We start from the raw sequence: 26,449 nt of genomic DNA, 5'->3' as shown, positions 1-26,449 counted from the left end.
CCGAGGAAAGAGGCTGCTACAGGATCGACTGGCCCGTCTTGGCCCAGTCGCTCATGAACTGTTCAAGACCCTTGTCGGTTAACGGGTGCTTGATGAGGTCGGCGAACACCCCCGGCGGGATGGTCGAGCAGTCGGCGCCGGCGATGGCGGCGGCCTTGACGTGGGCCGGGTTGCGGATCGAGGCGGCCAGGATGTCGGTGTCGAAGTCGTAGTTGTCGTAGATGGTGCGGATCTCGTGGATCAGCTCCATGCCGTCGGCGCCGTGGTCGTCCAGGCGGCCGACGAAGGGCGAGACGAAGGTGGCGCCGGCCTTGGCGGCCATCAGCGCCTGGGTGGCCGAGAAGCACAGGGTGACGTTGGTCATGATGCCTTCCGCCGCGAAGTCGCGGACGGCGATCAGGCCGTCGCGGGTCAGCGGCACCTTGACCACGACGTTCTCGGCGACCGAGGCCAGCTTGCGGCCCTCGGCCAGCATGCCCTCGGCGTCCACGGCGGCGACCTCGGCGCTCACCGGCCCCTCGACGAGACCGCAAATCTCGGCGATGACCTCCAGCATGGGACGACCCGACTTGGCGATCAGAGACGGATTGGTGGTGACGCCGTCGACCAGGCCGGTCGCCGCCAGGTCGGCGATGACGGCGGTGTCGGTGGAATCGAGGAACAGTTGCATCGTGGGCATCCCAAAATCCGCTCGTCCCCGCGAGCGCGGGAACCCAGACCCCCTCCATACCCCGAGACGCCCGCGGTCCGCAGCGGGAATTGACGGCCGGCCGGCCGCGAACGACAGGTTGGCGGCATGAGCCGCATCGCCTCGGTCCTGATTCCCATGCCGCTGCCCGAGGCGTTCGACTACGCCGAGCCGGAGGGCATGGCCCTGGCGCCCGGCGACCAGGTGGTGGTGCCGCTGGGGCCGCGCCGCATGACCGGCGTGGTGACCGAGCTGCGCGACGGGACGGGCGGCAACCGACCGCTCAAGCCGGTGCTGGAGCGCCGCGACGAGCCCGCCCTGCCGGCCAAGACGGTCGAGTTCATCCAATGGGCGGCGCGCTATTCCGTCGACGCCCCCGGCTGGCCGCTGGCCATCGCCCTGCGCGGCTCGCGCGCGCCCAAGCCCCGACCCGAGCGGCTGGTCGTCGCCACCGGCGTCCTGCCGGCCCGCCAGACCCCGGCCCGCGCCAAGGCGCTGGCCGCCGCGACCGCGCCGATGGCGCCGGCGGCCCTGGCCCAGGCGGCCGGCGTGTCGAGCGGGGTGGTCAAGGGGCTGATCGACGAGGGCGCGCTGGAGCTGCGGCTGTCGGTTCCGGCGGTGGACTATCCCGAGCCCGACCTGGCCCGGCCGCCGCAGAAGCTGAACGACAGCCAGGCCGCCGCCTCGGCCGCCCTGGCCGGCATGGTCGAGGCCGGCGGCTACCAGGCCGCGCTGCTCGACGGCGTCACCGGCTCGGGCAAGACCGAGGTCTATCTGGAGACGGTCGCCGCCGCCCTGGCCGCCGATCCGCAGGCCCAGGTGCTGGTGCTGCTGCCCGAGATCGCCCTGACCCAGGCGGTGATCGCCCGCTTCGAGGCCCGGTTCGGCGTCACCCCCGCCGAGTGGCATTCGGGCGTGACGCCGCCGCGTCGCCGCCGCGCCTGGGAGGCGGTCGCCACCGGCAGGTGCCGTATCGTCGTCGGCGCCCGCTCGGCCCTGTTCCTGCCGTTCGCCAAGCTGCGGCTGATCGTCGTCGATGAGGAGCACGACGGCTCCTACAAGCAGGAGGAGGGCTTCATCTATCACGCCCGCGACCTGGCCGTGGCCCGGGCCTGGATCGAGGGGGCGAGCGTGGTGCTGGCCTCGGCGACGCCGTCGCTGGAGACCCTGTGGAACGCCGAGACCGGCCGCTATCGCTGGCTGCGGCTGGCCTCGCGGCACGGTGCGGCGCAACTGCCCGACGTTTCGCTGATCGACATGCGCGAGACGCCGCCGGAGAGCGGCAAGTGGCTGTCGCCGGCGCTGGTCAAGGCGATGGCCGAGACCTTCGGGCGCGGCGAGCAGACCCTGCTGTTCCTCAACCGGCGGGGCTATGCGCCGTTGGTGCTGTGCCGGGCCTGCGGCGAGCGGATGACCGCGCCGGACACCGATTCCTGGCTGGTCGAGCACCGCTACACCGGCAAGCTGGTCTGCCACCTGACCGGCTTCTCCATGCCCAAGCCCAAGGCCTGCCCGCACTGCGGGGCGCCGGACAGCCTGGTCTCGATCGGCCCGGGGGTCGAGCGGGTGGAGGAAGAGGCGCGCGAGCTGTTCCCCGAGGCGCGCGTGGCGGTGTTCTCCTCCGACACGGTGTTCGACGCCGAGGCGGCGCGGACGCTGGTGGCGGCCATGGGCGCGGGCGAGATCGACATCCTGGTCGCCACCCAGGCGGCCGCCAAGGGCCACAACTTCCCGAACCTGACCCTGGTCGGCGTGGTCGACGCCGACCTCGGCCTGCGCGGCGGCGACCTGCGGGCGGCCGAGCGGACCTATCAGCTGCTGGCCCAGGCCACGGGGCGGGCCGGCCGCCACGAGCGGCCGGGGCGGGCGCTGCTGCAGACCTATCTGCCCGAGCACACGGTGATGCAGGCCCTGAAGGCCCAGGACCGCGACGGCTTCGTCGCCGCCGAGATGGCCGAGCGCGAGCTGGCCAAGCTGCCGCCCTATGGCCGGCTGGCGGCGATCATCGCCTCGGGCCCGGACGCCGACGCGCTGGAAGGCTACGTGCGGGCCCTGGCGGCGGCGACGCCCAACGCCGAGGGGGTCGAGGTCTATGGTCCGGCCGATGCGCCGCTGGGCCTGGTGCGCGGGCGACGGCGCAAGCGGTTCCTGGTGCGGGCCGACCGCAATGTCGACCTGCAGGGGTTCCTGGCGGCCTGGCGGGCCCGCGCCCGCATTCCGTCCTCGGTGCGGGTGGTGGTCGACGTCGACCCCTACAGCTTCCTGTGAAATGCCCTCCCCCCGTGGGGGGGGGGGGACCTAGCCTGGCCTGGCCTACGCCTTGGCCTGGTCCTTGGCCAGGACCGGCTCGCCGGGGACCTGGCGGCTGCGCATGGGCAGTTCGGGGATGAACAGGATGGCCGCAAAGCCGGCCGCGATGATCAGCAGGCTGAACCCGTACATGCCGGTGATGGCGTCGGAGATGACCCGGCGCAGGGCGGGATCGACCGAGGCCGAGGCCCCGGCCGCCTGGGCCTTGAGCGCCATGCCCTCCAGCGCGCCGATGTCGACGCCGGCCGCGCGCGGCCCCAGGCCCTTGGTCAGGTTGTGGGTCAGCAAGGCGCCGAACACCGCCACGCCGAGGGTCGAGCCGATCTGACGGAAGAACTGGTTGGCGCTGGTCACCACGCCCAGCTGGGTCGGCGGCACGGCGTTCTGGGCGGCGATGCTGAACAGGCTCTGGCCGGGGCCCAGGCCCATGCCCACCAGCGCCAGCCGCCAGGACAGGTCGAACATCGAGGTCTGCGGGCCGACCCGGCTGAGCAGCAGCACGCCCAGCCCCAAAAGGACGGCGCCGCCGATCATGAACGGCTTGTAGCGCCCGGTCTGGGTGACGAGCCGGCCGGCGACGGTGCTGGCGACGATCAGCCCGCCCATCAGCGGCAGGATCAGCAGGCCGCTGGTGGTGGCGTCCAGACCCATCCCCAGCTGCATGTACAGCGGCAGGAAGGTGACGACGCCCAGGAACGACATGGCGATGAGGAAGCCCGCCACGTTGCTGAGGGCGAACACCTTGTTGGCGAACAGGTCGAGCGGCAGGATCGGCGAGCGGGCGGCCCGCTCGGCGATCAGGAACAGGGCCAGGGCCACGGCCGCGCCGGCGAACAGGCCGAGGATGGTCGGCGAGGTCCAGGCGTAGTCGTGGCCGCCCAGGCTGAGGGCCAGCAGCAGCGGCGTGAAGGCGGCGATCAGCAACCCGGCGCCGGCCCAGTCGATCTCGCCGGTGGCCCGGTGGCTGAGCTTGGGCATCTTGACGATGATCATGAACAGCGACAGCAGCGACAGCGGCAGGTTCAAGTAGAACACCCACCGCCAGCCGGCGACGACGTGGCCGCCCAGATGCACCGTGCCGTGGTCGGTGAAATAGCCGCCGATCACCGGGCCCAGCACGGTGGCCAGCCCGAACACCGAACCGAACAGCCCGGCGAACTTGCCCCGCTCGCGTGGCGGGAACAGGTCGGCGATGATGGCGAAGGCGGTGGTGAAAAGGGCGCCGCCGCCGATGCCCTGGATCGCGCGGAAGACGATCAACTGGATCATGCCGCCGCCCAGCAGGGGCATGTCGCCGAACTCCCCGGCCAGGCCCGACAGCCACGAGCCCAGCAGGAAGATGCCGATGCCGGCCAGCAGGATCGGCTTGCGGCCGTAGAGGTCGCCCAGCTTGCCCCAGATCGGCACCATCACCGTCGAGGTCAGCAGGTAGGCGGTGGTCACCCAGGCGTAGAGCGACAGGCCGTTCAGCTCGGCGATGATGCGCGGCATGGCGGTGCCGACGATCGACTGGTCGAGGGCGCTCAGCAGGAAGACGATCATCACCCCGATCAGGGTGATGCGGCGTTCGTCCTCGGTGAAGGTCTTGGCCTGGGACAAGGCGGGTCCGATCGAGGTTCTGGGAGGCGGAGGCGTCTCTATAGAACGCGCCGCCGGCGAATCCAGCCCGGTCGTAAGGGCGTGCGCTTCGAGGGCCGCCCGGGAGGGCGAGGTTGCCCCATGTCGCGCCGAGCGGCGTCCGCGGTCAGGCGCGCCGGAACCCGGCCGCCAGGGCCTGGAAGGCCGGCTTGGGCCGGCCGGCGTCGTCGAACAGCAGCGGCCGGTCGGCGCCGTCGCCGGCGTTGGGCGGGCGGCGCAGCCAGGAATCCTCGTCGCGGACGCCCCAGACCGTGAAGGCGTAGCGCTGGGCGGGCGGCAGGTCCATGAACGCCTCGACCACCTCGCCGACCACCCGGGCCTGGCTGTCCAGCGCGGCCGGGCCGGACATTGGTTCGAGCGAGAACCGCGTCGGCCGGGTGGAGACGTCCAGCTCGGAGACGTGGATCGGCAGGCCGAAGCTGGCCAGGGCGCGGATGGCGCGGGCGGCGTAGCCGCGGGGCAGGTCGGCGGACAGGTGGCTCTGTATCCCGACGCCGTTCACTGGCGCGCCCCGCTTGAGCAGCCGCTCCAGCAGCCGCTGGAACGCGTCGAGCTTGGCCGGCATGGTCTCCAGATTGTAGTCGTTGAGAAAGCGGATCGCGCCGGGGTCGGCCTCCTTGGCGTGCTCGAAGGCGAGGGCGGCGTAGTCCTCGCCCAGCGCCTGGCCCCAGACGCCGGAGCGATAGCCGTCGCCGTCCTCGGCCACCGCCTCGTTGACCACGTCCCAGCCCGAGGCCAGCCCGCGATAGCGTCCGGCCACCGCCAGGATGTAGTTGCGATAGGCGTTCTCGAAGGCGCGGCGGTCGCCGGCGACGCGGCGGAAGGCGGCCGGGTCCTGGGCGTACCAGACCAGGGTGGTGCCGTGCAGCCGCCAGCCGTTGGCCCGCGCGAAATCGGCGATGCGGTCGGCGGCGTCGAACCGGAAGGTTCCGTCGTCGGCCAGCACCCGCTCCATCTTCATCTCCCACTCGGGGGTGATCTGGTTGAAGTGGGCGCGGATCAGGGCCACGAAGGCCGGGTCGGAGAGCTGCGGCGTCATCACGCACGAGCCGACCGGGCAGGGGGCCAGCGACTTCAGCGGCGGGACCGGCCCGCCGGCCATGTCGGCGCCGCGGGCGCGCGGGCCGTCGCAGGCGGACAGGGCCAGGGCGGCTGCGGCGGCGTGCAGGGCGGCGCGGCGGGTGGTCATCCGCGGACGGCCATCAGCGACTTGGTCAGGCCCAGCACCTTCTCGTCCTGGTGGCGGGCGTCGGGGAACAGGTGGCGCATCATCGCCTTGTCGAGCAGCCGGGCGTGCTGGACCGCCCGCATCGCCTCGCCCATGTCGTCGGTGCGCGCCATGAAGCCGTGGTCCTTCCGCATCAGCCGCCGCGCCCGCACGGCCTCCGGCGCCCAGTGGAAGAACGGCGACGAGAAATGCGGCTCCACCGGGAACCAGAAATAGGGCGTCTGCACATAATAGCGCGGGGCGACGCGCCGCGTCTCGGCCGCGAAACGCTCCATCTGGTCCCAGTCGCCGACATGCTCGATCACCGAGTTGGAATGGCAGAGGTCGAAGGCCCCGTCGGCGAAGTCGAGCCGGCAGGCGTCGCCGCGCACCTGTTCGAACAGCGGGTCGTCGACCGCCTCCTGGGGCTCCAGGTTGACGGTGACGATGCCGACCTTGCGGCTTTCGAGGAAATCGCGCTCGATCAGCCGCCAATAGTCGGGCCGGCCGCCCAGGTCGAGGATCCGGCAGCGGCCCAGCTCGGCGAAGGCCTCATCGATCAGCGCCTTGATCCAGCGCGCCCGCGCGCGGCGGAAGCGCGAGGCGAGCGAGTTCGGATTGTCGTAATCCTGCTGGCTACGGATGAAATTCACGCGCTCGGCTCCCCCGGGGGGCGGCCGTCGCCGCGCGCCCCTCGGGCAGCGATTTAGCCCAGGGTTTCTTTCGGGTTGGTTGAAGGCGGGCGCGCCCTCGGTTGCGACTGCGAAAAGCCCGTGCTATCAGGCGCGCGGCTTCGAGCCAGGGGGGCTTTTACGCCCCCGCTGACTCGCGTGCTTTCTCAAGCGCATTCAAGCCTTTGAGTCGCGGCGGAAGTTTCCGCAGCGGCATAGCGAAAACGCACCGGGCGGATTTTTAAGTGGCGGACGATTCCAAGGCTACGGATGTGGGCGCGCGGTACGCGCAGGCCCTGTTCGATCTGGCGAAAGACCAAGGCGCGATCGCGGCCGTCGAGGCCGATCTCAAGGCGCTGAAGGCCATGCGCGCCGACAGCGCCGACCTGCGCGCCCTGCTGGCCTCGCCGGCCTTTTCGGCCGAGGACAAGGCCAAGGGCCTGGCGGCCATCGCCGACAAGGCCAGGTTCAACGCCACCACCAAGAAGTTCCTCGGCCTGATCTCGGCCAACCGCCGGGCCGACGCCCTGCCGGCCATGATCGCGGCCTTCGAGGCGCTGTCGGCCGATCACCGCGGCGTGGTCTCGGCCGAGGTGGTCTCGGCCCTGCCGCTGACCGCCGCCCAGACCCAAGGCGTCGCCGCCGCCCTGCGCACGGCGCTTGGCAAGGACCCCGAAATCGAGACGCGCGTCGATCCCAGCCTGCTTGGCGGGATCAAGGTGCGCGTCGGCTCCCGTCTGTTCGACGCTTCGCTCCGCTCGAAGCTCGACTCCCTCAAGTTCGCCCTTAAGAGAGCGTAAGATACCGCCATGGACATTCGCGCCGCCGAGATTTCGGCCATCCTCAAGTCGCAGATCGCCAACTTCGGCCAGGACGCCGACGTCTCGGACGTCGGTCAGGTCCTGTCGGTCGGCGACGGCATCGCCCGCATCTTCGGCCTCGACAACGTCCAGGCCGGCGAAATGGTCGAGTTCCCCAAGGCCGGCGTGAAGGGCATGGCCCTGAACCTCGAGCGCGACAACGTCGGCGTCGTGATCTTCGGCGAAGACCGTGAAATCCGCGAAGGCGACGAAGTCCGCCGCCTCGGCGAAATCGTCGACGTGCCGGTCGGCCGGGGCCTGCTGGGCCGCGTCGTCAACCCGCTGGGCGAGCCGATCGACGGCAAGGGCCCGATCGTCTCGGACGAGCGCCGCCGCGTCGACGTCAAGGCGCCGGGCATCATCCCGCGCAAGTCGGTGCACGAGCCCGTGCAGACCGGCCTGAAGGCGATCGACACCCTGATCCCCGTCGGCCGCGGCCAGCGCGAGCTGATCATCGGCGACCGTCAGACCGGCAAGACCGCCGTCGCCATCGACACCATCCTGAACCAGAAGGCCGTGAACGCGGGCAAGGACGAGAAGGCCAAGCTCTACTGCGTCTACGTCGCCATCGGCCAGAAGCGCTCGACCGTCGCCCAGATCGTCAAGACGCTCGAAGAGAACGGCGCGCTCGACTACACCATCGTCGTCTCGGCCACCGCCTCCGAGCCGGCCCCGCTGCAGTACCTGGCCCCGTTCGCCGGCTGCGCCATGGGCGAATGGTTCCGCGACAACGGCCTGCACGCCCTGATCATCTATGACGACCTGTCCAAGCAGGCCGTCGCCTATCGCCAGATGTCGCTGCTGCTGCGCCGTCCGCCGGGCCGCGAAGCCTATCCGGGCGACGTCTTCTACCTGCACAGCCGCCTGCTCGAGCGCGCCGCCAAGCTCAACGAAGACAACGGCGCCGGCTCGCTGACCGCCCTGCCGGTCATCGAAACCCAGGCCAACGACGTCTCGGCCTACATCCCGACCAACGTCATCTCGATCACCGACGGCCAGATCTTCCTGGAGACCGACCTGTTCTACCAGGGCATCCGCCCGGCGGTGAACGTCGGCATCTCGGTGTCGCGCGTCGGCTCGTCGGCCCAGATCAAGGCCATGAAGCAGGTCGCCGGCCCCATCAAGTCGGAGCTGGCCCAGTATCGTGAAATGGCCGCCTTCGCGAAGTTCGGCTCGGACCTCGACGCGGCGACCCAGCGCCAGCTGGCCCGCGGCGAGCGCCTGACCGAGCTGCTCAAGCAGCCGCAATACTCGCCGCTGGCGGTCGAGGAGCAGGTCTGCGTGATCTACGCCGGCACCCGCGGCTATCTCGACCGGATCCCGACCTCGGCGGTCGGCCGCTTCGAGGCGGAGTTCCTGGCGCGCCTGCACAGCCAGCACAAGGACCTGCTGGACGGCATCCGCACCAAGAAGTCGCTGGACGATGAGCTGGAAGGCAAGCTGAAGAGCGCGCTGGAAAGCTTCTCGGCCACCTTCGCCTAAGACCCCAGACGACCGCTCGGAGAGAGTAGCGCCGGATGGCCAGTCTCAAGGAAATGCGCAATCGGATCGCCAGCGTGAAAGCCACGCAGAAGATCACGAAAGCGATGCAGATGGTGGCGGCGGCCAAGCTGCGCCGGAGCCAGGAGGCCGCGGAAAGCGCGCGCCCCTACGCCCAGCGCATGGCCGCGGTCATCGCCAACCTGGCCGCCGGCGTCTCGGGCGACGGCGCGCCGAAACTGCTGGCCGGCACCGGCCGCGACGATCGCCACCTGATCGTGGTGGCCGCCGCCGACCGCGGCCTGGCGGGCGGGTTCAACTCGTCCATCGTCCGGGCGGCGCGCGAGCGGATCGCTTCGCTCCAGGCCGCCGGCAAGGACGTGAAGATCATCTGCGTCGGCAAGAAGTCGCGCGATCAGCTGCGCCGCCTCTACGCGGACAAGATCGTCGAGACCTTCGACCTGTCGGCCGAGCGTCACCTGACGCTGGCCGTGGCCCAGCCGATCGCCGACCTGATCACCTCGCTGTACGAGGGCGGCGAGGTCGACGTGGTCACGCTGTTCTACAGCCGCTACAAGTCGGTGATCAGCCAGATCCCCACCGCCAAGCAACTGATCCCGGCCCAGGTCGACGACGCCTCCGGGCCGAAGATCGACCTGAAGGGCGCGGTCTACGAATATGAGCCGTCCGAGGAAGCGATCCTCGAGACGCTGCTGCCGCGCAACATCACGGTGCAGATCCTGTCCGCCCTGCTCGAGAACATGGCCGGCTTCTACGCCAGCCAGATGAGCGCGATGGACAACGCCACGCGCAACGCCGGCGACATGATCAACCGCTACACCCTCGAATACAACCGCTCCCGCCAGGCGCAGATCACCAAGGAGCTGATCGAGATCATCTCCGGCGCCGAAGCCATCTGACGCCCTGAAGCCGCAAGACCGTACGAAAGACAAGAACAGCCATGGCCAAGACCCCCGCTAAGGCTCCCGCCGAAAAGGCCGCCCCGAAGGCGGCCGCCGCCAAGAAGCCCGCCGCCCCCAAGGCCGCCGCTGCTGCTGCTGCGCCCGCCGCGGCCGCCGCCGCGCCGAAGAAGGCCGCTGCGCCCAAGGCTCCCGCCGCCGCCAAGGCCGCCGCGACCAAGCCCGCCGATCTCGGCGCCGCCACCGGCCGCGTCGCCCAGGTCATCGGCGCCGTCGTCGACGTCGAGTTCACCGGCGCCCTGCCGGCGATCATGAACGCGCTGGAGACGGTCAACACCGCCTCGGGCGCGCGTCTGGTCCTGGAAGTCGCCCAGCACCTCGGCGAAAACACCGTCCGCACCATCGCCATGGACGCCACCGAAGGTCTGGTCCGCGGCCAGCCGGTGCGTGACAGCGGCGGCCCGATCACCGTTCCGGTCGGCCCGGCCACCCTCGGCCGCATCATGAACGTCATCGGCGAGCCGATCGACGAAGCCGGCCCGATCGCCGACACCTTCACCAGCAGCATCCACCGCGAAGCGCCCTCGTTCGCCGAGCAGTCGAACAGCGCCGAAGTGCTGGTCACCGGCATCAAGGTCATCGACCTGCTCTGCCCCTACACCAAGGGCGGCAAGACCGGCCTGTTCGGCGGCGCCGGCGTCGGCAAGACCGTGACGATGCAGGAGCTGATCAACAACATCGCCAAGGCCTACGGCGGCTACTCGGTGCTGGCCGGCGTCGGCGAGCGCACCCGCGAAGGCAACGACCTCTATCACGAGATGATCGAGTCGGGCGTGAACAAGGCCGGCGGCGGCGGCGACAGCCGTTGCGCCCTGGTCTACGGCCAGATGAACGAGCCGCCGGGCGCCCGCGCCCGCGTCGCCCTGACCGGCCTGTCCATCGCGGAATACTTCCGCGACCAGGAAGGCAAGGACGTGCTGCTGTTCGTCGACAACATCTTCCGCTTCACCCAGGCGGGCGCCGAAGTGTCGGCCCTGCTGGGCCGCATCCCCTCGGCGGTGGGTTACCAACCGACCCTCGCCACCGAGATGGGCAATCTGCAAGAGCGCATCACCTCGACCAACAAGGGCTCGATCACCTCGGTCCAGGCCATCTACGTCCCGGCCGATGACTTGACCGACCCGGCCCCGGCCGCCTCGTTCGCCCACTTGGACGCCACCACCGTTCTGAGCCGCGACATCGCCGCCCAGGGCATCTTCCCGGCCGTGGACCCGCTCGACTCGACCTCGCGCATCCTCGATCCGCTGGTGATCGGCGAGGTGCACTACAACGTCGCCCGTCGCGTCCAGGAAATCCTGCAGGCCTACAAGGCCCTGAAGGACATCATCGCCATCCTGGGCATGGACGAGCTGTCGGAAGAGGACAAGCTGACGGTCGCCCGCGCCCGTAAGATCCAGCGCTTCCTGTCGCAGCCGTTCCACGTGGCCGAGCAGTTCACCAACACCCCCGGCATCTTCGTCTCGCTCGAAGATACCATCCGCTCGTTCAAGGCGGTGTGCGACGGCGAGTACGACCACCTGCCGGAACAGGCCTTCTACAACGTCGGCACCATCGAAGACGCTGTGGCCAAGGCCGAGAAGATCGCTGCGGAAGCCTAAGGACCGATGGCCAAGCTCCACTTCTCCCTGGTCGCGCCCGAGCGCGAACTGTTCTCCGGCGAGGTCGACCAGGTCGACGCGCCGGGGACCGAAGGCGACTTCGGCGTCCTGGCCGGCCACGCGCCGTTCATGACCACGCTGAAGGAAGGACAGGTCACCGTCTATGACGGCCAGGCCCGCCGCACGTTCTCGATCCACGGCGGCTTCGCCGACGTCACGCCGGAAGGCCTGACCATCCTGGCCGAGCACGCCGTCGAGGCGGTCTGACGCCGCCTATCGATATCGTCGATCGCTGAAAGGCCGGCTTCACGCCGGCCTTTTTGCGTTTGCGCGCCCACATTCCGGCTTCGCGAACGCCAAACACTTGCAGCAGGCGGGTGTTTGCGTAGAACACGGGGGATGCGGCCTCTCCGCGCCGCCCAGCATCTCGGGGAACCTTCATGCGTCTCGCCCTGGCCGTCGCCGCCGTTTCCGCCATCGCCACGACCTCGGCGTTCGCCCAGGCGCCGGCTTCCGCCCCGGCGCCGACCGCCCAGCCGAGCCCGGCGCCGGCTCCGGCTCCCGTCCCGGCCGCCCCGGCGGCGGCCTCCGCCGCGCAACCCGCCGCTCCGGCCCAGCCGGCCGCCGCGCCGGCCCCGGCCCCGGTCGAGCTGCCGCCGCTGCCGACCTCGGGCGACGGCCAGCAGATCAACGGCCTGCTCGATCAGGTCTGCACGCCGCTCGCCGGCGGCAAGAAGCTCGACGACCTCGCCAAGGGCCTCGGCCTCAAGAAGACCAAGGGCAAGTACACGGTGCTGCTGGGGGCCAAGCCCTACACTGTGGTCATCGAGGAGCCGAACCCCGGCGTCTGCCAGCTGACCATCGACTACGCCATCGGCCAGACCCAGCCGATCGTCGACGGCCTCAACGCCTGGGCGGCCCACCGCACGCCGCTGATGACGCTGTATCGCAACGACGAATATCCGGGCGCGGACGGCATCAAGCGCCGCACCTTCTCGTGGGAGAGCAATCTCGACGGCGCCCGCGCCGGCTTGGTGTTCGTCAGCCTGCACAAGACCGACGGTTCGTCGATCCGCCGCGACGCCGACGAAGCCACGCTGCTCTACAGCGTCGTCAAGACCCAGTAGGCGCCGCGGGGCGAAGGGGGCTGCCGTTTCCTCGGCGGCTCCCTATATAGGCCCTGGCGCTTGACGCCTCCGCCGGGACGACCCGGCCGGTTCTCCTGAATTGAGGCGGGGACGACCCTGCCGCAGCCCATGAGGAAAATCATGGCTTGGGTCGTCCTGTTCGTCGCTGGCCTGTTCGAGGTCGGTTGGGCCGTGGGCCTCAAATACACCGAAGGCTTCACCCGCATCGGGCCGACGGTGTTCACCGGCGTCAGCCTGCTGCTGTCGATGGCCCTGCTCGGCTGGTCGATCAAGACCCTGCCGCTCGGCACCGCCTATGCGGTCTGGACCGGCATCGGCGCCGTCGGCACCGTGGCGCTGGGGATCTTCCTATTCCGCGAGCCGGCGACCGTCGCGCGGCTGGTCTGCGTGGGCCTGATCGTCACCGGCATCCTCGGCCTCAAGCTGTTCACGCCGCCGCACGCCTGACAGGGCCGCCCGCCAGCCGAAACCCTCGCCGGGGCCCGCCTCCGCCGGCGCGATAATCCAGTTGGGCTGGGCCGCCGCCGGCGCCGGTCGTCCACGCCGCCGCCGCGCCCGCACGCGCTCGCCGAGGGCCGCACACAGCACCGGCGCCATCCCGGCCAGCACCGCCGTCGCCGGGATGGTCCAGGCGCCCAACGCGACAAGGCGGGAGGCGGCGCGACCGGCCCAGTCCAGGGCGGCCTGCATCCCCGCGTTCAGACCGGCGACGGCGGGCGAGGCGGTCCACAGGGTCTCGGCCGCCTCCAGGGCGACGGCGGCGATCAGCAGGCCGGCGGCGACCGCCAGCGCGGCCTGACGCGGATGCGGCTCCGACCGGCCGGCGCCGGGCGGGCGGATGTCCTGGGCCGCCATCGGTTCCCCTCGTGCAGCGGCGTTTCGCGTGATGCGGTGGTTATGCGCCCCCTTGGCGAGTCGTCCAAGGGCGCGGTCCGGGGCGCGGGCGATACATTCCGCCGCAGCCGGCGGTCAGGCGGCGGCCCTGGCCTCGGCCGGCAGCCAGGCCAGGCAGGCCGCCGCCACGGCGTCCCAACCCGGTTCGCCCGGCAGCCAGTGCGACATCTCGGCGAACACCTGGCAGTCGCCGTCCAGCCGGGCGGCGGTCTGGCGCACGGTGGCGGGCGGGTGCACGGCGTCGCGTCCGCCGGCCAGCGCCAGGGCGGGGGCGGCGACCTTGTGGGCCGGAACCAGGGTGGTCATGAACGGGTCCAGCCACCAGTTCAGCGTCTCCCACAGCGCCCGGCCGCTCTCGGCGGTCATGCGCGAGAAGATCCGCCGCCGCTCGGGGCTGGCGATGCGGTCGAGGCTGTAGAGCTTGGCGAGGGCGTAGTCGGGTTCGACGGCCTGGGCCCAGAACGGCCCCAGCGCATAGAGGCTGAAGGCCGAGGCGGCCTCCTCGACCGTCGAGCCGGCCACGCCCCAGGGGGCCGAAGGCGCCAGCAGCACCAGGCCGGCGACCGGGCGCCGGGCGGCGGCCATCTGGGCCACCAGTCCGCCCATCGAATGGCCGACCAGGATCGGCGGCGCGGCGCAGGCGTCGACGGCGTCGGCGATCTGGGCGGCGTAGTCGCCCATCGACACCCCCGCCACCGGCCGGCCGTCGCCGTGGCCGCGCAGGTCGGGAGCGAGCACGGCGTGTCCCGCCGCCTCGAATGGCCGCCTGAAACGGTCGAACACCCAGCCGCCGCAGAACGCGCCATGCACCATGATGATCGGCGCCGGCATGACCCCTCGCTTGCTCGATGACGTCGCGGGTCTTACGCCCGTTTGATTCCAGTCTAGGGCGCCCGCCGGCCCGCGAAAGCGAAATCTGCCGGCCGGGCCGGGTCAGGCCGCCGCTACAGGCCCTTCCGCGCCAGCCAGGCGTCGATGTCGGCGATCACCGCCTCGGCGTTCGGTTCGTCGACGATCCAATGGGCGTTGTCGGGATATTCGCGATAGTCGCCGCCGATACGGCGGTACTTGTCGCCGACGCGGCGAAGGTCGCCGATCGGCGTGGTGCGGTCGTGCGCCCCGGCGCAGACCAGCACCGGGACGGAGATGCGGCTCTCGTCGACATAGGCCGTGCGGTTGGGATCGCGGGCGGGATAGGCGAGGTCGGACAGCACCCGCCCCGAATCGTGGACGGCCTCGGCGTAGAGGGCCGCGTGCCGGGCCGGCGGGACGCGGTTGAGCACGCCCCAGCCGAAGCCGGTCCGCCAGATCTTGAACGACTTGGTCTCCGGCCGGGCCGCGACCAGGACGTTGAGGAAGGTGAGGGCCGGGGCCAGGGCGGGTTTGCCGCGGGCGTCGGCCGGCGAGGCGGGCGCCATCAGCACGGCCGCCTTGCCCAGGCCCCGCTCGACCAGCTTCTGGCAGATCAGGCCGCCCATCGAATGGCCGAACAGGATCGGCTGTTCGCCGTTGGCGGCGGCCAGGGTCTCGACCTCGGCGGCCATGTCCTCGACATAGTCCTGCAGCGTCCGCGTCGCCAGCGAGGCGGGCGGGGGGCCGGCCAGGCGCTCCAGCGGGCGGATGGTCGGGGTCTCCACCGCGCGGCCGCGCGCGCGAAAGCCCTCGGCGAACCGGCTCCAGGCCGCGCCGGTGCAGCCGTAGCCGTGGATCATGAAGATGGCCGTGCTGGTCATGGTCTCCCCCCGGGGCGCCGGCGTCGCCGCAGGGGCGCGGCTAGCCTTGGCCCGCGAACCGCCGGAAGGCTCTGACGACCTCCTGATAGGCGGGCTTCTTGAAGGGTATGACCAGATCGGGGCCCTCGTCGAGGTCCCCCCAGCGCCAGGCGTCGAACTCGATCTGGGGGTGGGCGTCCAGGCGCACCTCGTCGTCGTCGCCGACGAAGCGCAGGGCGAACCAGACCTGGCGCTGGCCCCGCCAACCCCGCGCGGCCTTGCTGCCGCGATAGTCGGCGGGGAAATCGTAGGTGATCCAGCCGTCGGTGCGGCCCAGGAGCCGGACGGAGGTCACGCCGGTCTCTTCGGCCAGCTCGCGCAGGGCCGCGTGCTCCAGGTCCTCGCCGTCGTCGACGCCGCCCTGCGGGAACTGCCAGTTGAACGGGCCGGGCGTGGCGGCGCGGCGGCCGTACCACACCCGGCCCGCGGCGTTGAACAGCACCACGCCGACATTGGGGCGGTAGGATGAAAGGTCCATGCGGCGTCGCCCGGCGTCTCTGCTTCGGCTATCGCTTTATCATCAGGGCCGAGGCCGGGGCGAGCTGGTATCCGCGCTGTTGCAGGCCGGCCGCCCAGGCCGAGACCTGGGACAGGGTCAGCGGCCAGGCGAAGGCCGAGCCCATCGCCTGGCCGTGCTGCAGGGCGGCGGCCTCCAGGCCGAGCAGCCGCTTGTCGATGGCCGCGGCGTCCAGCTGGTCGTCGATGATGGCGTCGGCCGAGGCGCGGGGCACGCCGCCGCCCCGGCGGACCGCCGAGCCGTCGTCGACGAAGGCCAGGCCGCGCTGGCGCAGGCCCGTCGAGAAGGCGGCCATGCCCTGGTCGGAGGCGACGAACCGCGAGCCGAGATAGTTGGTCACGCCGAAATAGCCGGTGGCGCGGGTCAGCAGCCATTCCAGCTTCTTGATGGTCTCCTGCGGCGCGGCGTTGGCCATCAGGGTGTAGGGGCCCGGGTCGCTCTCGGGATAGTCCAGCGGCTCCATCGGCGCCTCGAGCAGGACCTCGTGGCCGTTGGCCCGCGCCAGGTCGATCCAGCCCTGCAGGCCGTCGGCCGAGGGCACGAACGACAGGGTGATCTCGGGCGGCAGCTGCTCGATGGCCTGGCGGGTGGTGGCGGCCTTGAGGCCCAGGCCGCCGACGACGATGGCCACCTTGGGCTTGCCGTTCGAGCGGAACGGCCGGGCGTAGACCTGCGCCGCCGTGCGGCCGTCGGAAGCGATGATCGGCAGCGGGCCGCCGGGGCCGGGCTCGGTCAGGCCGGCGGCGGGGGCCGGGGGCAGGGCCTGCGGATTGGCGGCGGCGCCCATGCCGGCGGCCGGCGCGGCGCCCGGCAGGGTGATGATCGCCTCGCCCGGCGGCGCGCCGGCGTCGAGCGGCGTGTTGAACAGCTCCAGCGTGTCGGTGGTCACCGGGGCGTCGCCCGGCTTGTCGGGCGTCAGCGCCTCGCGCCAGCCGGGCGGGGCGGTCGGGGCGTCCTGGCCGCTGAGGGCGATGCGCACCGAGGGCACGCCCGCGCGGGGGTCGCCGGCCACGGCGATCAGGCTGACCGCGGCGCCGAGGAACAACACCGCCGCGGCGCTGGCGCCGACATAGGGATTGATGGGCAGGGCCGCCGCCGCGGCGTCGGACGGGGGGGCGGAGGCGCGAACGGCGCTGGCTGCTGTCTTCTTGCCGAACATGACGATCCGTCGGCGCCGGGATTCGTGCGTCGGCGCCTGAGCGGAAGGTCGGCGGTTATGGTTAACAAAGCGCAACCGGCCGGCGGGTCCCCGCGGGCGCTCAGACCTTTTCGGAGATCTTGATCGCCGCGCGGCAGCCGGCGCGGATCACCGCCGACAGCAGGGGATAGGCCGGGGCCTGGCGGGCGCCTTCCTCGACGGCCTGGTCGCGGTGGGCCAGTTCGTCGTCGCGGAACTTGGTCAGCTTGGCGGCCAGGTCGGGCTCGGTCTCCTCCAGCTCGGCGATCTGGCCGGCGTAGTGCTGCTCGATCACCGATTCGACCGCCTCGGTGCAGGCGTGGGCGGCCTTCTCGCCGAGCAGGGCGGTGCCGGCGCCGAGGGCGAAGCCGGCGGCGCGCCATAGCGGCGTCATCAGGGTCGGCCGGACGCGGCGCGCGGTCAGCAGGTCGTCGAAGGCGGCCAGGTGCTCGGCCTCGTGCGCCTCCATCTCCTGCAGCTGGAAGGCGATGCGGTCCTTGCCCGGCGCGCGGTTCAGCACCGCCCGCTGGCCGCGATAGATGTGCACGGCGCCCAGTTCGCCGGCGTGGTCGACGCGCAGGATCTCGGCGAGGCGGGCCTCGGGGGCGCCGAGGCCGGGGCGGGGCGGCGGGTTAGACACGTTTCGGCTCCCATCCCAGGCCGGCCAGGACGCTCCAGACCGCCATCTTCAGCGAGATCAGCACGTTCCATCCGGCCATGGACAGGCCGAGGAACCGCCAGGCGGCCTCGTCGCAGCGCGGGGCGGCCAGCCTGGCGCCGTTGAGCAGGTCCTGCATCGCCGCGGCGGTGACCTTGCCGCCGCCGCCCGAACAGGTGGCCGGGCCGGGCCAGAACTTCCATTCGGCCCCGGCGTGCCAGACGGCGACGCCCATGCCGAACAGGAAGACCGCCGCCAGCGCCCAGCCGGCGGCCCGGTCGCCCAGGGGCCGCCAGCGGGTGTAGCTGATCAGCACGCCGAGCGCCGCCACGCTGGCGGCCGCCCAATAGACCTCGCGCTGGCGCAGGCACAGGGTGCAGGGCGCCAGCCCGCCGAAGGTCTCGAAGGCGTGGGCGATCGCCAGCATGGCCAGGGCGGTGATCAGCGCGACCAGCGGCCATTGCTTGAGGACGGGGCGGGCGATGCCGGCGATGAGGTTCATGACGTTCCCGTTGCGGCGCGGCGCCGAAGCGGCGCGGCTGGTCCTCGATCTAACCTGGGCAGTCTAGTGTAGGAAATGGGCCAGGGCGAAGCCCCCGACAAGCAGCGCCAGGACGGCGGCGGCGAACAGGGCCAGCCTGCGCTCGATCACCGGCAGCAATTGCGGGCCGAAGCGCTTGATCACCGCGGCGACGAGGAAGTAGCGCGCCCCGCGCGTGACCACGGAGGCGGCGATGAACATCGGGAAGCTGAAGGCGGCCAGGCCCGAGGCGATGGTCACCAGCTTGTAGGGAATGGGGGTCAGCCCCTTGATCAGGATCACCCAGACGCCGAACTGGTCGTACCAGGCGCGATACTGCGCCAGGCCGCCGGCGTGGCCGGTGAGGACCAGCAGCTTCTGGCCCAGGGGCGCGGCGAAGTAGCCGATGGCGTAGCCGAGCGCCCCGCCCAGCACCGAGCCCAGGGTGCAGATGGCGGCGTAGCGATAGCCGCGCTCGGGCCGGGCCAGCACCATCGGCGCCAGCATGGCGTCGGGCGGCGCCGGGAAGACCGAGCTTTCGGCGAAGGCGATCGCCGCCAGCCACCAGGGCGCCTTGGGGCTGGCCGCCAGCGACATCACCCAGTCGTAGAGGCCGCGCAGCAGCCCCTTGCGCGCCGCCGGGGCGGCGTCCTGGCCGAGGGATTGTTGGGCGTCGGCGGGATCGGTCGGCATGGCGGGAACTCGAACGGGGTCGGCCGGTTGCTAACAGACATCGGCGCGGCTGTCTCGGTTCGCCGTTGCGCAGATAGTTTCATATGATACTATGCCGCAAATCGATGAGGAGGCCGCGATGAGCGCGCAGGAAACCTTGGCCAAGCCGGTCGAACGCGACCTGTTCGACAACCCGCTGGGCACCGACGGCTTCGAGTTCGTCGAATTCACCAGCCCCGAGCCGGAAGCGCTGGCCCGGCAGTTCGAGTCGATGGGCTTCACCGCCTTTTCCCGCCACCGCTCCAAGAACGTGGTGCGCTACAAGCAGGGCGACATCAACTTCCTGCTCAACATGGAGCCGACCGGCCAGGTCGCCGATTTCCGCGAGGCCCACGGCCCCTCGGCCAACGCCATGGCCTTCCGCGTGCGCGACGCCGCCAAGGCCCTGAAGCTCGCCGTCGAGCGCGGGGCCAAGGAAGTGAAGGGCCCGGTCGGGCCGATGGAGCTGAACATCCCGGCCATCGAAGGCATCGGCGGCAGCTACCTCTATCTGGTCGATCGCTACGGCGCCCAGGAGATCTACGACGTCGATTTCATCGCCATCGAGGGCGCGGCCGAGGCCGAGAAGAAGAACAGCGTCGGCCTGACCTATCTCGACCACCTGACCCACAACGTCTTCCGCGGCAACATGGCCAAGTGGGCGGGCTTCTACGAGCGCATCTTCAATTTCCGCGAAATCCGCTACTTCGACATCGAAGGCAAGCAGACCGGCCTGTTCTCCAAGGCCATGACCAGCCCCGACGGCAAGATCCGCATCCCGCTCAACGAGAGCCAGGACGACAAGAGCCAGATCGAGGAGTTCCTGCACACCTATAAGGGCGAGGGCATCCAGCACCTGGCCCTGGGCACGGACGACATCTACGAGACGGTCGAGACCATGCGCGCCCGCGGCGTGGCGTTCCAGGACACCACCCAGACCTATTACGAAGGCGTCGAAAAGCGCGTCCCCGGCCATGGCGAGGACCTGCAGCGCATGCAGGCCAACCGCATCCTGGTCGACGGCGCCCCGACCGAGGGCCAGGGCCTGCTGCTGCAGATCTTCACCGAGAACGCCTGCGGCCCGATCTTCTTCGAGATCATCCAGCGCAAGGGCAACGAGGGCTTCGGCGAGGGCAACTTCAAGGCCCTGTTCGAAAGCCTGGAGCTCGACCAGATCCGTCGCGGCGTGCTGAAGGCCGAGGGCTGAGTCTCCTCCGCTCGTTCCGCCTCGGCGGAGGTTCAGGACCGTTTTAAGGGGTGCGCGACCCGCCCCCGGTGCGGCAAGAACAAGCCTGGATCCCCGCCGTCGCGGGGACGAGCGGGGTAGGGGAACGCGATGAGGAAGGTTCTGGCGGCTTTGGCCCTGGCGGGCGTGACGGCGGCGACGGCTCAGGCCGCGCCGGCGTTCGCCGCCGATCATCCGAAATGGGCGATCGTCGTCCACGGCGGGGCCGGGATCATCGACCGCAAGGACATGGACCCCAAGACCGAGGCCGCCTATCGCGCGGCGATGTCGGCGGCGCTGGAGCGCGGGACCAGGGTGCTGAAGGCCGGCGGCTCGTCGCTCGACGCCATCGAGGCGGTGATCCAGGGCCTTGAGGACGACCCGCTGTTCAACGCCGGCCGTGGCGCGGTGTTCACCGCCGAGGGCCGTAACGAGCTCGATGCGGCGATCATGGACGGCGCGAACCTCAAGGCCGGCGCCGTGGCCGGGGTGACCCGCACGCGCCACCCCATCAGCCTGGCCCGCGCGGTGATGGACAAGTCGCCGCACGTCATGCTGATCGGCCAGGGCGCCGACGTCTTCGCCGGCAAGGAGGGCCTGGAACAGGTCGATCCCAGCTTCTTCTTCACCGAGCGCCGCTGGCAGGGGCTGGTCAAGGAATTGAAGGCCAAGGGCCTGCCGATCCCGCCGCGCCCGGCCGGCGCGCCGCCCGAACCGGCCAAGCCCTCGGCCGCGCTGCTGGTGCCCGACGACCACAGGTTCGGCACGGTCGGCGTCGTCGCCCTCGACAGCCGCGGGAACATCGCCGCCGGCACCTCGACGGGCGGCACCACGGCCAAGCAATGGGGCCGGGTCGGCGACAGCCCGATCATCGGCGCCGGCACCTACGCCGCCAACGCCTCCTGCGCGGTGTCGGGCACCGGCACGGGCGAATACTTCATCCGTCTGACCGTGGCGCGCGAGATCTGCGCCCTGGTGCAATACGAGCACAAGCCGCTGCAGGCCGCCGCCGACGAGGTGATCCAAAAGCGCCTGACCGCGCTGGGCGGCGACGGCGGGATCATCGCCGTCGACCCCAAGGGCGACGTGGCCTGGAGCTTCAACACCTCGGGCATGTACCGCGCCCGCCAGGTCGAGGGCGGCGCGCCGGTGGTGCAGATTTTCAGCGACGAGAAATGATGAACGCCTTCCTCCGCTCATTCCCGCGCAAGCGGGAATCCAGAGATCTGCTTCGGCCATCGGAGGCTGGACTGGATCCCCGCTTGCGCGGGGATGAGCGGAAGTTGGACTAGCGGAGGACCTCATGGCCAAAGGCAACTGGATTCCCGTCCGCGGCGGGCAGGGACAGCATTCGCGCCAGGCGCACGCCGACATGCCGGACGGCACCTATGAGCGCGAGATCTCGAAGGAGGGCTTCTTCGGCCCCGCCGCCTTCCTGCACCACAGGCGCCCGCCCACCGGCTGGGCGTCGTTCGAGGGGCCGCTGCGGCCGCGCGCCTTCGACCTCAACGGCCTGAACCAGGCGCACGGCTCGCCCTGGGCCGCGCCCAGGGTGCTGCATAACAACGCCGTCGACATGCGGTTCTGGAAGCTGGCCGAGGCCATGCCGGCCCTGGCCCGCAACGCCGACGGCGACCAGCTGTTGTTCGTCCACGCCGGCGCCGGCGACCTGTTCTGCGACTACGGCCGCATCGCCTACGAGGCCGGCGACTACATCGTGCTGCCGCGCGGCACCATGTGGCGGCTGCGCCCTTCGGCGCCGACCGCCGTGCTGATGATCGAGGCGACCAACAGCCACTACACCCTGCCCGACAAGGGCCTGCTCGGCGGCCACGCCGTGTTCGACCCGGCCGTGCTCGACACCCCGGCGATGGACGAGGCCTTCCGCGCCCACCAGGCCGAGGAGGGCATGTTCCCGGTCGAGATCAAGAAGCGCGGCCAGGTGTCGGTGGCCACCTATCCCTACAACCCGCTGGACGCGGTCGGCTGGCACGGCGACCTGGCGCCCGTGCGGCTGAACGTGCGCGACATCCGGCCGGTGGCCAGCCACCGCTACCACCTGCCGCCCAGCGCCCACACGACGTTCCTCAGCGACCGCTTCGTGGTCTGCACCTTCGCCCCGCGGCCGTTCGAGACCGACCCGGGGGCGCTGAAGGTGCCGTTCTTCCACAATAATGACGATTTCGACGAAGTGCTATTCTACCATGCCGGCGACTTCTTCAGCCGCGACAACATCGACGCCGGCATGATGACCTTCCACCCGTCGGGCTTCACCCACGGCCCGCACCCCAAGGCGCTGAAGAACATGCTGGTGCAGACCAAGCCCGCGACCGACGAATACGCCGTGATGATCGACACCCGCGACCCGCTGGAGATCGGCGAGGGCGCGGCGGCGGTCGAGAACGCGGCCTATGTCGACAGCTGGAAGACCGGCGCCTGAGCCCGGCATGAGCGGCGATCCCGAACTGCAGGCCATGGCCGACGAGGAGCTGAAGGCGGCGACCACCCTGTCGTGGGCCGAGCTTTCCAGGCTGACCCCTTGGGGCGACAGTTTCGACGGGATCGGCCCGGCCGGTGGAAACGTCACGGTCGAGCGCAACTACATCTGGAAGGATGAGCCGGACGGCGACATCCTGTGCGAGGTGATCGTCCATCGCGGACCCTCGCGGTACGAGCATGGCGTGCGCGCAAGCCGCGTCATCAGCAAAAAAGGAAAGCGCGCGTGAAGCTGGCGTCATTGAAGTCGGGGCGTGACGGGCGCCTGGTGGTGGTCTCCAACGACCTGGCCTGGTGCGCCGACGCCGGCGCGATCGCGCCGACCCTGCAGGCGGCCCTGGACGACTGGGAGCGGTGCGAGCCGCTGCTGCGCGCCCTGGCCGCCAGCGTCGAGACCGGCGGGGTGCCGCTGGAGCGCTTCCACGAGCACGAGGCCGCCTCGCCCCTGCCGCGCGCCTATCAGTGGGCGGACGGCTCGGCCTATGTGAACCACGTGCAGCTGGTGCGGAAGGCGCGGGGCGCCGAGATGCCGGACAGCTTCTGGACCGATCCGCTGATGTACCAGGGCGGGTCGGACGGCTTCCTGGGGCCGCGCGATCCCATTCCGTTGGCGGACGAAGCGTGGGGCTGCGACCTGGAGGGCGAGGTGGCGGTGGTCGTCGGCGACGTGCCGCTGGGCGCCGGCCGCGACGAGGCCCTGGCCGCGATCCGCCTGGTGATGCTGGTCAACGACGTGTCGCTGCGCAACCTGATCCCGAACGAGCTGGCCAAGGGCTTCGGCTTCTTCCAGTCCAAGCCGGCCTCGGCCTTCTCGCCCGTCGCCGTCACGCCCGACGCGCTGGGCGAGGCGTGGAAGGACGGCAAGCTGCACGGGGCCCTGGAGGTCGAGCTGAACGGCGAGGCCTTCGGCCAGGCCGACGCCGGGATCGACATGACCTTCGACTTCGGCGCCCTGGTCGCCCACGCGGCCAAGACCCGCGCCCTGGCGGCGGGCACGATCATCGGCTCGGGCACGGTGTCCAACCGCGGTCCGGACGGCGGCCCGGGCAAGCCGGTCGCCGAGGGCGGCGTCGGCTATTCCTGCATCGCCGAGGTGCGGACGGTCGAGACCCTGCTCGCGGGGGCGGCGAAGACGCCGTTCCTTCGCCGCGGGGACGCGGTGCGCATCGAGATGCGCGACAGCAAGCGGCACTCGATCTTCGGCGCCATCGAACAGACGGTCGCGGCGCCGGCCTGAAACCAGCAAGGGAGGTCGCGATGGGCGCGGACATCACCCCCTTTCCCGACCGCAAGGGACGCCCGGCCGGCGACAAGGCCGGCGTTCCCGAGGCGGAGCTGAAGCTCGACGAATACCTGCCCTACAGGCTGTCGGTGTCCTCCAACGCCGTCAGCCGCCTGATCGCCCGCGCCTATGAGGACCGCTTCGGCCTGCCGATTCCGCAATGGCGGCTGATCTGCGTGCTGGCCGAGGACGGGGCGCTGACCCAGCAGGCCATCGTCACCCGCACGGCCATGGACAAGGTGACGGTCAGCCGCGCCGCCCAGGGCCTGTTCAGGCGCCACCTGATCGCCCGGGCCGCGCACGAGGCCGACGGCCGCTCGCACCACCTGACCCTGACCGCCGAGGGGCGGCGCCTGCACAGCGACGTCTCGCCCCTGGCCCTGGCCTACGAAGCGGCCCTGCTGACCGGTCTCGACCCGTCCGAGGTCGCCATCCTCAAGCGCCTGCTGCTGCGCCTGGAGGCGGCGGCGATGAAGCTGTCCGGCGAAGAGCCGTCCGCGGATTGAACAGGCGCCGCCCGATCGACGCGGGCCGCATCCGAGGCTGAAGGATTTTTTGGATTGGTGCCCCCTCCCGGACTCGAACCGGGATGCTTTCGCGCGGCATTTTGAGTGCCGTGTGTCTACCAATTCCACCAAAGGGGCGCAGCACCCGTTTACGACAAGGTCGCGCGGCGATCAACGCGGCTTTCGCTGTCGCCCCAGGGCGGCGTCGGGAGCCGCCTCACGCGCTCGGGGGGCGGGACATAGGGATACGCCGGGCTGGGACGTCCTAGTCTAGAGGTCCTTTTCATCCCGACGGGCGAGCGGGGCCTGGTCCGACGCGGGGCCAAGCAGGATTGAACCCGCGTTCCTTTTCGAACAGCGCCGGGGAACGGCGCGACAGGGGGAAGCAACGGTGCGCGTCCAGAACCCGAAGGCCGGGCGAGGGCCCGGCGAATCCAAGAATTTCGGCGGCCGCGGCCGGTCCGCACGTCCCGGCGCAAAGGCGTCCCAGGCTTCGGCGGCGCCGCTATGAGCCAGCCCGCTCCGAAGGTCGAGCCGTCAGCGGCGTCGCTGACCCTGGCCGACATCCGCGCCACCGCGACGCTGATCGCGCCCCACGTCCTGCCCACCCCCGTCCACCGCTGGCGCGGGCCGGAGATCGAGGCCCTGCTCGGCCCCGAGACCGAGGTGGTGGTGAAGCTGGAGCTGTTCCAGCGGGCCGGTTCGTTCAAGGCGCGGGGCGCCGTCGCGACCATGCTGCGCCTGTCCGACGAGGCGCGGGCGCGGGGGGTGACGGCGGTCAGCGCCGGCAACCACGCCATCGCCGTGGCCTACGCCGCCGCCGTGCTCGGCGTCAGCGCCAAGGTGGTCATGCTGGCGACGGCCAGCCCGGCCAGGATCGCCGCCGCGCGGGCCTACGGCGCCGAGGTGCTGATCGTCGAGGGCGGTCCGGCGGCCTTCGCCCGCGTCGACCAGATCGTCCAGGACGAGGGCCGGGCCTTCGTCCATCCGTTCGAGGGGGTGAACACGTCCCTGGGCGCGGCCACGCTGGGCCTGGAGTTCGCCGAGCAGGTCGGTCCGCTCGACGCGGTGATCCTGGCGGTCGGCGGCGGCGGGCTGGCCTCCGGCGCGGCCTCGGCCTTCAAGCTGGTCCAGCCCGGCTGCCGGGTGTTCGGGGTGGAGCCGGAAGGCGCCGACAGCATGCACCGCAGCTTCGCCGCCGGCGCGCCCCAGCGGCTGGAATCGGTGTCCACCATCGCCGACAGCCTCGCCCCGCCGATGGCGCTGCCCTACAGCTTCGAACTGTGCCGGCGGACCCTCGACGAGCTGGTCAGGGTCGACGACGACCAGCTTCGCGCCGCCATGGCACTGTTGTTCCGCGAGATGAAGCTGGCGGTCGAGCCGGCGGCGGCGGCGGGCCTGGCGGCCTTGGTCGGGCCGCTGCGCGAGGTTCTGCGCGGGCGCCGGGTCGGCTTGGTGGCCTGCGGGGCCAACATCGATCTGGACGGTTTCGCCGCCCATGTCCGCCAGGGCGGGGCGGCGGTCGGGCCCGATGGGCGAGCCCTCCGGTGACAGCCCGGGACAAGTCCGCGGCGCTGGCCGAGCGGCTGGACGACGTCTACCGGACGCGCGGCGCGTGGCTGCGGGAGGTGGCGGCCCGGGGCGGCCGCGACGAGGCGGCGGACGTGGTCCACGACGCGGTGGTCAAGACGCTCGAGGCCAGCCAGAGGACCGAGATCCTCGAACCGGTGCGGTTCCTGTTCCAGGTGACGCGAAACGCGTTGCTGGACCGGCTGCGCACCCGGGCGCGGCGCGGGCGGGTGCTGGAGTACGGCCTGGAGACCGCCGACGCGGTCGACGAGGCGGTGCCCGCCGAGCGGGTGGTCATCGCCTCCCAGCGCCTGCGGCGGGCGATGGCGATCATCGAGCGGATGCCCCCGCGCCGGCGCGAGGCGTTCCTGCTCTGCCGCATCGAGGACCTCACCTACGCCCAGGCCGGCCGTCGCATGGGGGTGACGGTGCACGCCATCGAGAAGCACATGTCGGCGGCCATGGCCCAGCTCGCCGCCGAGTTCGACGACGAGGGCGACGGCGGCTGAGCCGGCGCAAAAATCGGTGCTGGCGGTTATGCAA

At 71.1% G+C, this 26,449-nt stretch carries 28 protein-coding genes and 1 tRNA gene; 16 read left to right on the top strand and 13 right to left on the bottom strand.

Annotated elements, in window-relative coordinates:
- Positions 1-16: 16 nt before the first annotated feature.
- Entirely contained in the window at positions 17-670 is a 654-nt protein-coding gene (gene fsa / locus C5708_RS14245) for a fructose-6-phosphate aldolase (protein ID WP_242922212.1), read from the bottom strand.
- Between the two features lie 126 nt (positions 671-796).
- Here fsa and C5708_RS14240 point away from each other — a divergent pair, with 126 nt between their 5' ends.
- Positions 797-2,956: a primosomal protein N' gene (locus C5708_RS14240; protein ID WP_242922150.1), complete on the top strand. Its 2,160-nt coding sequence runs from the start codon at positions 797-799 to the stop codon at positions 2,954-2,956.
- Positions 2,957-3,001: 45 nt separating this feature from the next.
- On the opposite strand, the gene C5708_RS14235 is transcribed toward C5708_RS14240, so the two are convergent.
- The 3 genes from C5708_RS14235 to C5708_RS19565 all read right to left on the bottom strand — a co-directional run bounded on the left by C5708_RS14235 (position 3,002) and on the right by C5708_RS19565 (position 6,496).
- Positions 3,002-4,597 carry an MDR family MFS transporter gene (locus C5708_RS14235; RefSeq protein ID WP_242922149.1) on the bottom strand — a complete coding sequence of 532 codons (1,596 nt, stop codon included), beginning with the start codon at positions 4,595-4,597 and terminating at the stop codon, positions 3,002-3,004.
- 145 nt (positions 4,598-4,742) lie between these two features.
- Positions 4,743-5,825, bottom strand: coding sequence for an endo-1,4-beta-xylanase (locus tag C5708_RS14230; protein WP_242922148.1), 1,083 nt, complete (start codon positions 5,823-5,825; stop codon positions 4,743-4,745).
- The gene (locus C5708_RS19565; protein WP_242922147.1) at positions 5,822-6,496 is read right to left on the bottom strand and encodes a methyltransferase domain-containing protein; all 675 of its coding nucleotides are present in this window, start codon (positions 6,494-6,496) and stop codon (positions 5,822-5,824) included. The genes C5708_RS14230 and C5708_RS19565 overlap by 4 nt, the downstream gene beginning before the upstream one ends.
- 263 nt (positions 6,497-6,759) lie before the next feature.
- Between C5708_RS19565 and C5708_RS14220 the strand changes: the two genes are divergently transcribed.
- The 7 genes from C5708_RS14220 (at position 6,760) to sugE (ending at position 13,026) form a co-directional block, all read left to right on the top strand.
- Positions 6,760-7,314, top strand: a complete 555-nt coding sequence (locus tag C5708_RS14220) for a F0F1 ATP synthase subunit delta (RefSeq protein WP_242922146.1) — start codon at positions 6,760-6,762, stop codon at positions 7,312-7,314.
- A gap of 9 nt (positions 7,315-7,323) precedes the next feature.
- A complete protein-coding gene (atpA, locus tag C5708_RS14215; protein ID WP_242922145.1) occupies positions 7,324-8,856 on the top strand; it encodes a F0F1 ATP synthase subunit alpha in 1,533 nt (510 codons plus the stop codon).
- A 35-nt stretch (positions 8,857-8,891) separates the two neighbouring features.
- Positions 8,892-9,773: a F0F1 ATP synthase subunit gamma gene (locus C5708_RS14210; protein WP_242922143.1), complete on the top strand. Its 882-nt coding sequence runs from the start codon at positions 8,892-8,894 to the stop codon at positions 9,771-9,773.
- A 41-nt stretch (positions 9,774-9,814) separates the two neighbouring features.
- Positions 9,815-11,431 carry a F0F1 ATP synthase subunit beta gene (gene atpD, locus C5708_RS14205; protein ID WP_242922141.1) on the top strand — a complete coding sequence of 539 codons (1,617 nt, stop codon included), beginning with the start codon at positions 9,815-9,817 and terminating at the stop codon, positions 11,429-11,431.
- A 6-nt stretch (positions 11,432-11,437) separates the two neighbouring features.
- Positions 11,438-11,698 (top strand): ATP synthase F1 subunit epsilon, encoded by a 261-nt coding sequence (locus C5708_RS14200; RefSeq protein WP_242922140.1) that lies wholly within the window; start codon positions 11,438-11,440, stop codon positions 11,696-11,698.
- 173 nt (positions 11,699-11,871) lie between these two features.
- The gene (locus tag C5708_RS14195) at positions 11,872-12,558 is read left to right on the top strand and encodes a hypothetical protein (protein ID WP_242922138.1); all 687 of its coding nucleotides are present in this window, start codon (positions 11,872-11,874) and stop codon (positions 12,556-12,558) included.
- A gap of 141 nt (positions 12,559-12,699) precedes the next feature.
- The gene (sugE, locus tag C5708_RS14190; RefSeq protein ID WP_242922136.1) at positions 12,700-13,026 is read left to right on the top strand and encodes a quaternary ammonium compound efflux SMR transporter SugE; all 327 of its coding nucleotides are present in this window, start codon (positions 12,700-12,702) and stop codon (positions 13,024-13,026) included.
- Here sugE and C5708_RS14185 read toward each other — a convergent pair.
- The 8 genes from C5708_RS14185 to C5708_RS14150 form a co-directional block, all read right to left on the bottom strand.
- Positions 12,928-13,434, bottom strand: coding sequence for a hypothetical protein (locus C5708_RS14185; protein WP_242922134.1), 507 nt, complete (start codon positions 13,432-13,434; stop codon positions 12,928-12,930). The two genes, sugE and C5708_RS14185, sit on opposite strands and share 99 nt — an antisense overlap.
- A gap of 114 nt (positions 13,435-13,548) precedes the next feature.
- Positions 13,549-14,304, bottom strand: coding sequence for an alpha/beta hydrolase (locus tag C5708_RS14180; RefSeq protein ID WP_242922132.1), 756 nt, complete (start codon positions 14,302-14,304; stop codon positions 13,549-13,551).
- 113 nt (positions 14,305-14,417) lie between these two features.
- On the bottom strand, positions 14,418-15,206 hold the full coding sequence (locus C5708_RS14175) for an alpha/beta hydrolase (RefSeq protein WP_242922130.1): 789 nt from the start codon (positions 15,204-15,206) through the stop codon (positions 14,418-14,420).
- 40 nt (positions 15,207-15,246) lie between these two features.
- Entirely contained in the window at positions 15,247-15,723 is a 477-nt protein-coding gene (locus C5708_RS14170; RefSeq protein WP_242922128.1) for an RNA pyrophosphohydrolase, read from the bottom strand.
- Positions 15,724-15,751: 28 nt separating this feature from the next.
- On the bottom strand, positions 15,752-16,921 hold the full coding sequence (locus tag C5708_RS14165; RefSeq protein WP_242922126.1) for a divergent polysaccharide deacetylase family protein: 1,170 nt from the start codon (positions 16,919-16,921) through the stop codon (positions 15,752-15,754).
- Positions 16,922-17,021: 100 nt separating this feature from the next.
- Positions 17,022-17,579, bottom strand: coding sequence for a demethoxyubiquinone hydroxylase family protein (locus C5708_RS14160; protein ID WP_242922124.1), 558 nt, complete (start codon positions 17,577-17,579; stop codon positions 17,022-17,024).
- Positions 17,572-18,099 (bottom strand): disulfide bond formation protein B, encoded by a 528-nt coding sequence (locus C5708_RS14155; RefSeq protein WP_242922122.1) that lies wholly within the window; start codon positions 18,097-18,099, stop codon positions 17,572-17,574. The genes C5708_RS14160 and C5708_RS14155 overlap by 8 nt, the downstream gene beginning before the upstream one ends.
- Positions 18,100-18,162: 63 nt before the next feature.
- A complete protein-coding gene (locus C5708_RS14150) occupies positions 18,163-18,741 on the bottom strand; it encodes a YqaA family protein (RefSeq protein WP_242922210.1) in 579 nt (192 codons plus the stop codon).
- 187 nt (positions 18,742-18,928) lie between these two features.
- On the opposite strand from C5708_RS14150, the gene hppD reads away from it, so the two are divergent.
- From hppD to C5708_RS14120, 6 genes are all read left to right on the top strand, one after another.
- On the top strand, positions 18,929-20,035 hold the full coding sequence (hppD, locus tag C5708_RS14145; protein ID WP_242922120.1) for a 4-hydroxyphenylpyruvate dioxygenase: 1,107 nt from the start codon (positions 18,929-18,931) through the stop codon (positions 20,033-20,035).
- A 129-nt stretch (positions 20,036-20,164) separates the two neighbouring features.
- Positions 20,165-21,232, top strand: a complete 1,068-nt coding sequence (locus C5708_RS14140) for an isoaspartyl peptidase/L-asparaginase (RefSeq protein WP_242922118.1) — start codon at positions 20,165-20,167, stop codon at positions 21,230-21,232.
- A gap of 124 nt (positions 21,233-21,356) precedes the next feature.
- On the top strand, positions 21,357-22,493 hold the full coding sequence (locus C5708_RS14135; RefSeq protein WP_242922116.1) for a homogentisate 1,2-dioxygenase: 1,137 nt from the start codon (positions 21,357-21,359) through the stop codon (positions 22,491-22,493).
- A gap of 7 nt (positions 22,494-22,500) precedes the next feature.
- Positions 22,501-22,779, top strand: coding sequence for a hypothetical protein (locus C5708_RS14130; protein WP_242922114.1), 279 nt, complete (start codon positions 22,501-22,503; stop codon positions 22,777-22,779).
- The gene (locus C5708_RS14125) at positions 22,776-23,786 is read left to right on the top strand and encodes a fumarylacetoacetate hydrolase family protein (RefSeq protein WP_242922112.1); all 1,011 of its coding nucleotides are present in this window, start codon (positions 22,776-22,778) and stop codon (positions 23,784-23,786) included. The genes C5708_RS14130 and C5708_RS14125 overlap by 4 nt, the downstream gene beginning before the upstream one ends.
- A 20-nt stretch (positions 23,787-23,806) precedes the next feature.
- Positions 23,807-24,337 (top strand): MarR family winged helix-turn-helix transcriptional regulator, encoded by a 531-nt coding sequence (locus tag C5708_RS14120; RefSeq protein ID WP_242922110.1) that lies wholly within the window; start codon positions 23,807-23,809, stop codon positions 24,335-24,337.
- 55 nt (positions 24,338-24,392) lie between these two features.
- Here the strand turns inward: C5708_RS14120 and C5708_RS14115 are convergent.
- Positions 24,393-24,475 (bottom strand) — tRNA-Leu (locus tag C5708_RS14115).
- A 369-nt stretch (positions 24,476-24,844) separates the two neighbouring features.
- On the opposite strand from C5708_RS14115, the gene C5708_RS14110 reads away from it, so the two are divergent.
- Positions 24,845-25,888 carry a pyridoxal-phosphate dependent enzyme gene (locus C5708_RS14110; RefSeq protein ID WP_242922108.1) on the top strand — a complete coding sequence of 348 codons (1,044 nt, stop codon included), beginning with the start codon at positions 24,845-24,847 and terminating at the stop codon, positions 25,886-25,888.
- Positions 25,885-26,415, top strand: coding sequence for an RNA polymerase sigma factor (locus tag C5708_RS14105; protein WP_242922106.1), 531 nt, complete (start codon positions 25,885-25,887; stop codon positions 26,413-26,415). The genes C5708_RS14110 and C5708_RS14105 overlap by 4 nt, the downstream gene beginning before the upstream one ends.
- The last annotated feature ends 34 nt before the right edge of the window (positions 26,416-26,449 follow it).

The sequence above is a fragment of the Caulobacter sp. CCUG 60055 genome, from assembly GCF_022750545.1.
Lineage (GTDB): Bacteria > Pseudomonadota > Alphaproteobacteria > Caulobacterales > Caulobacteraceae > PUIC01.
The sequence above is the reverse complement of the archived record's forward strand: the minus strand, read 5'-3'. Positions and strand labels throughout refer to the sequence as shown.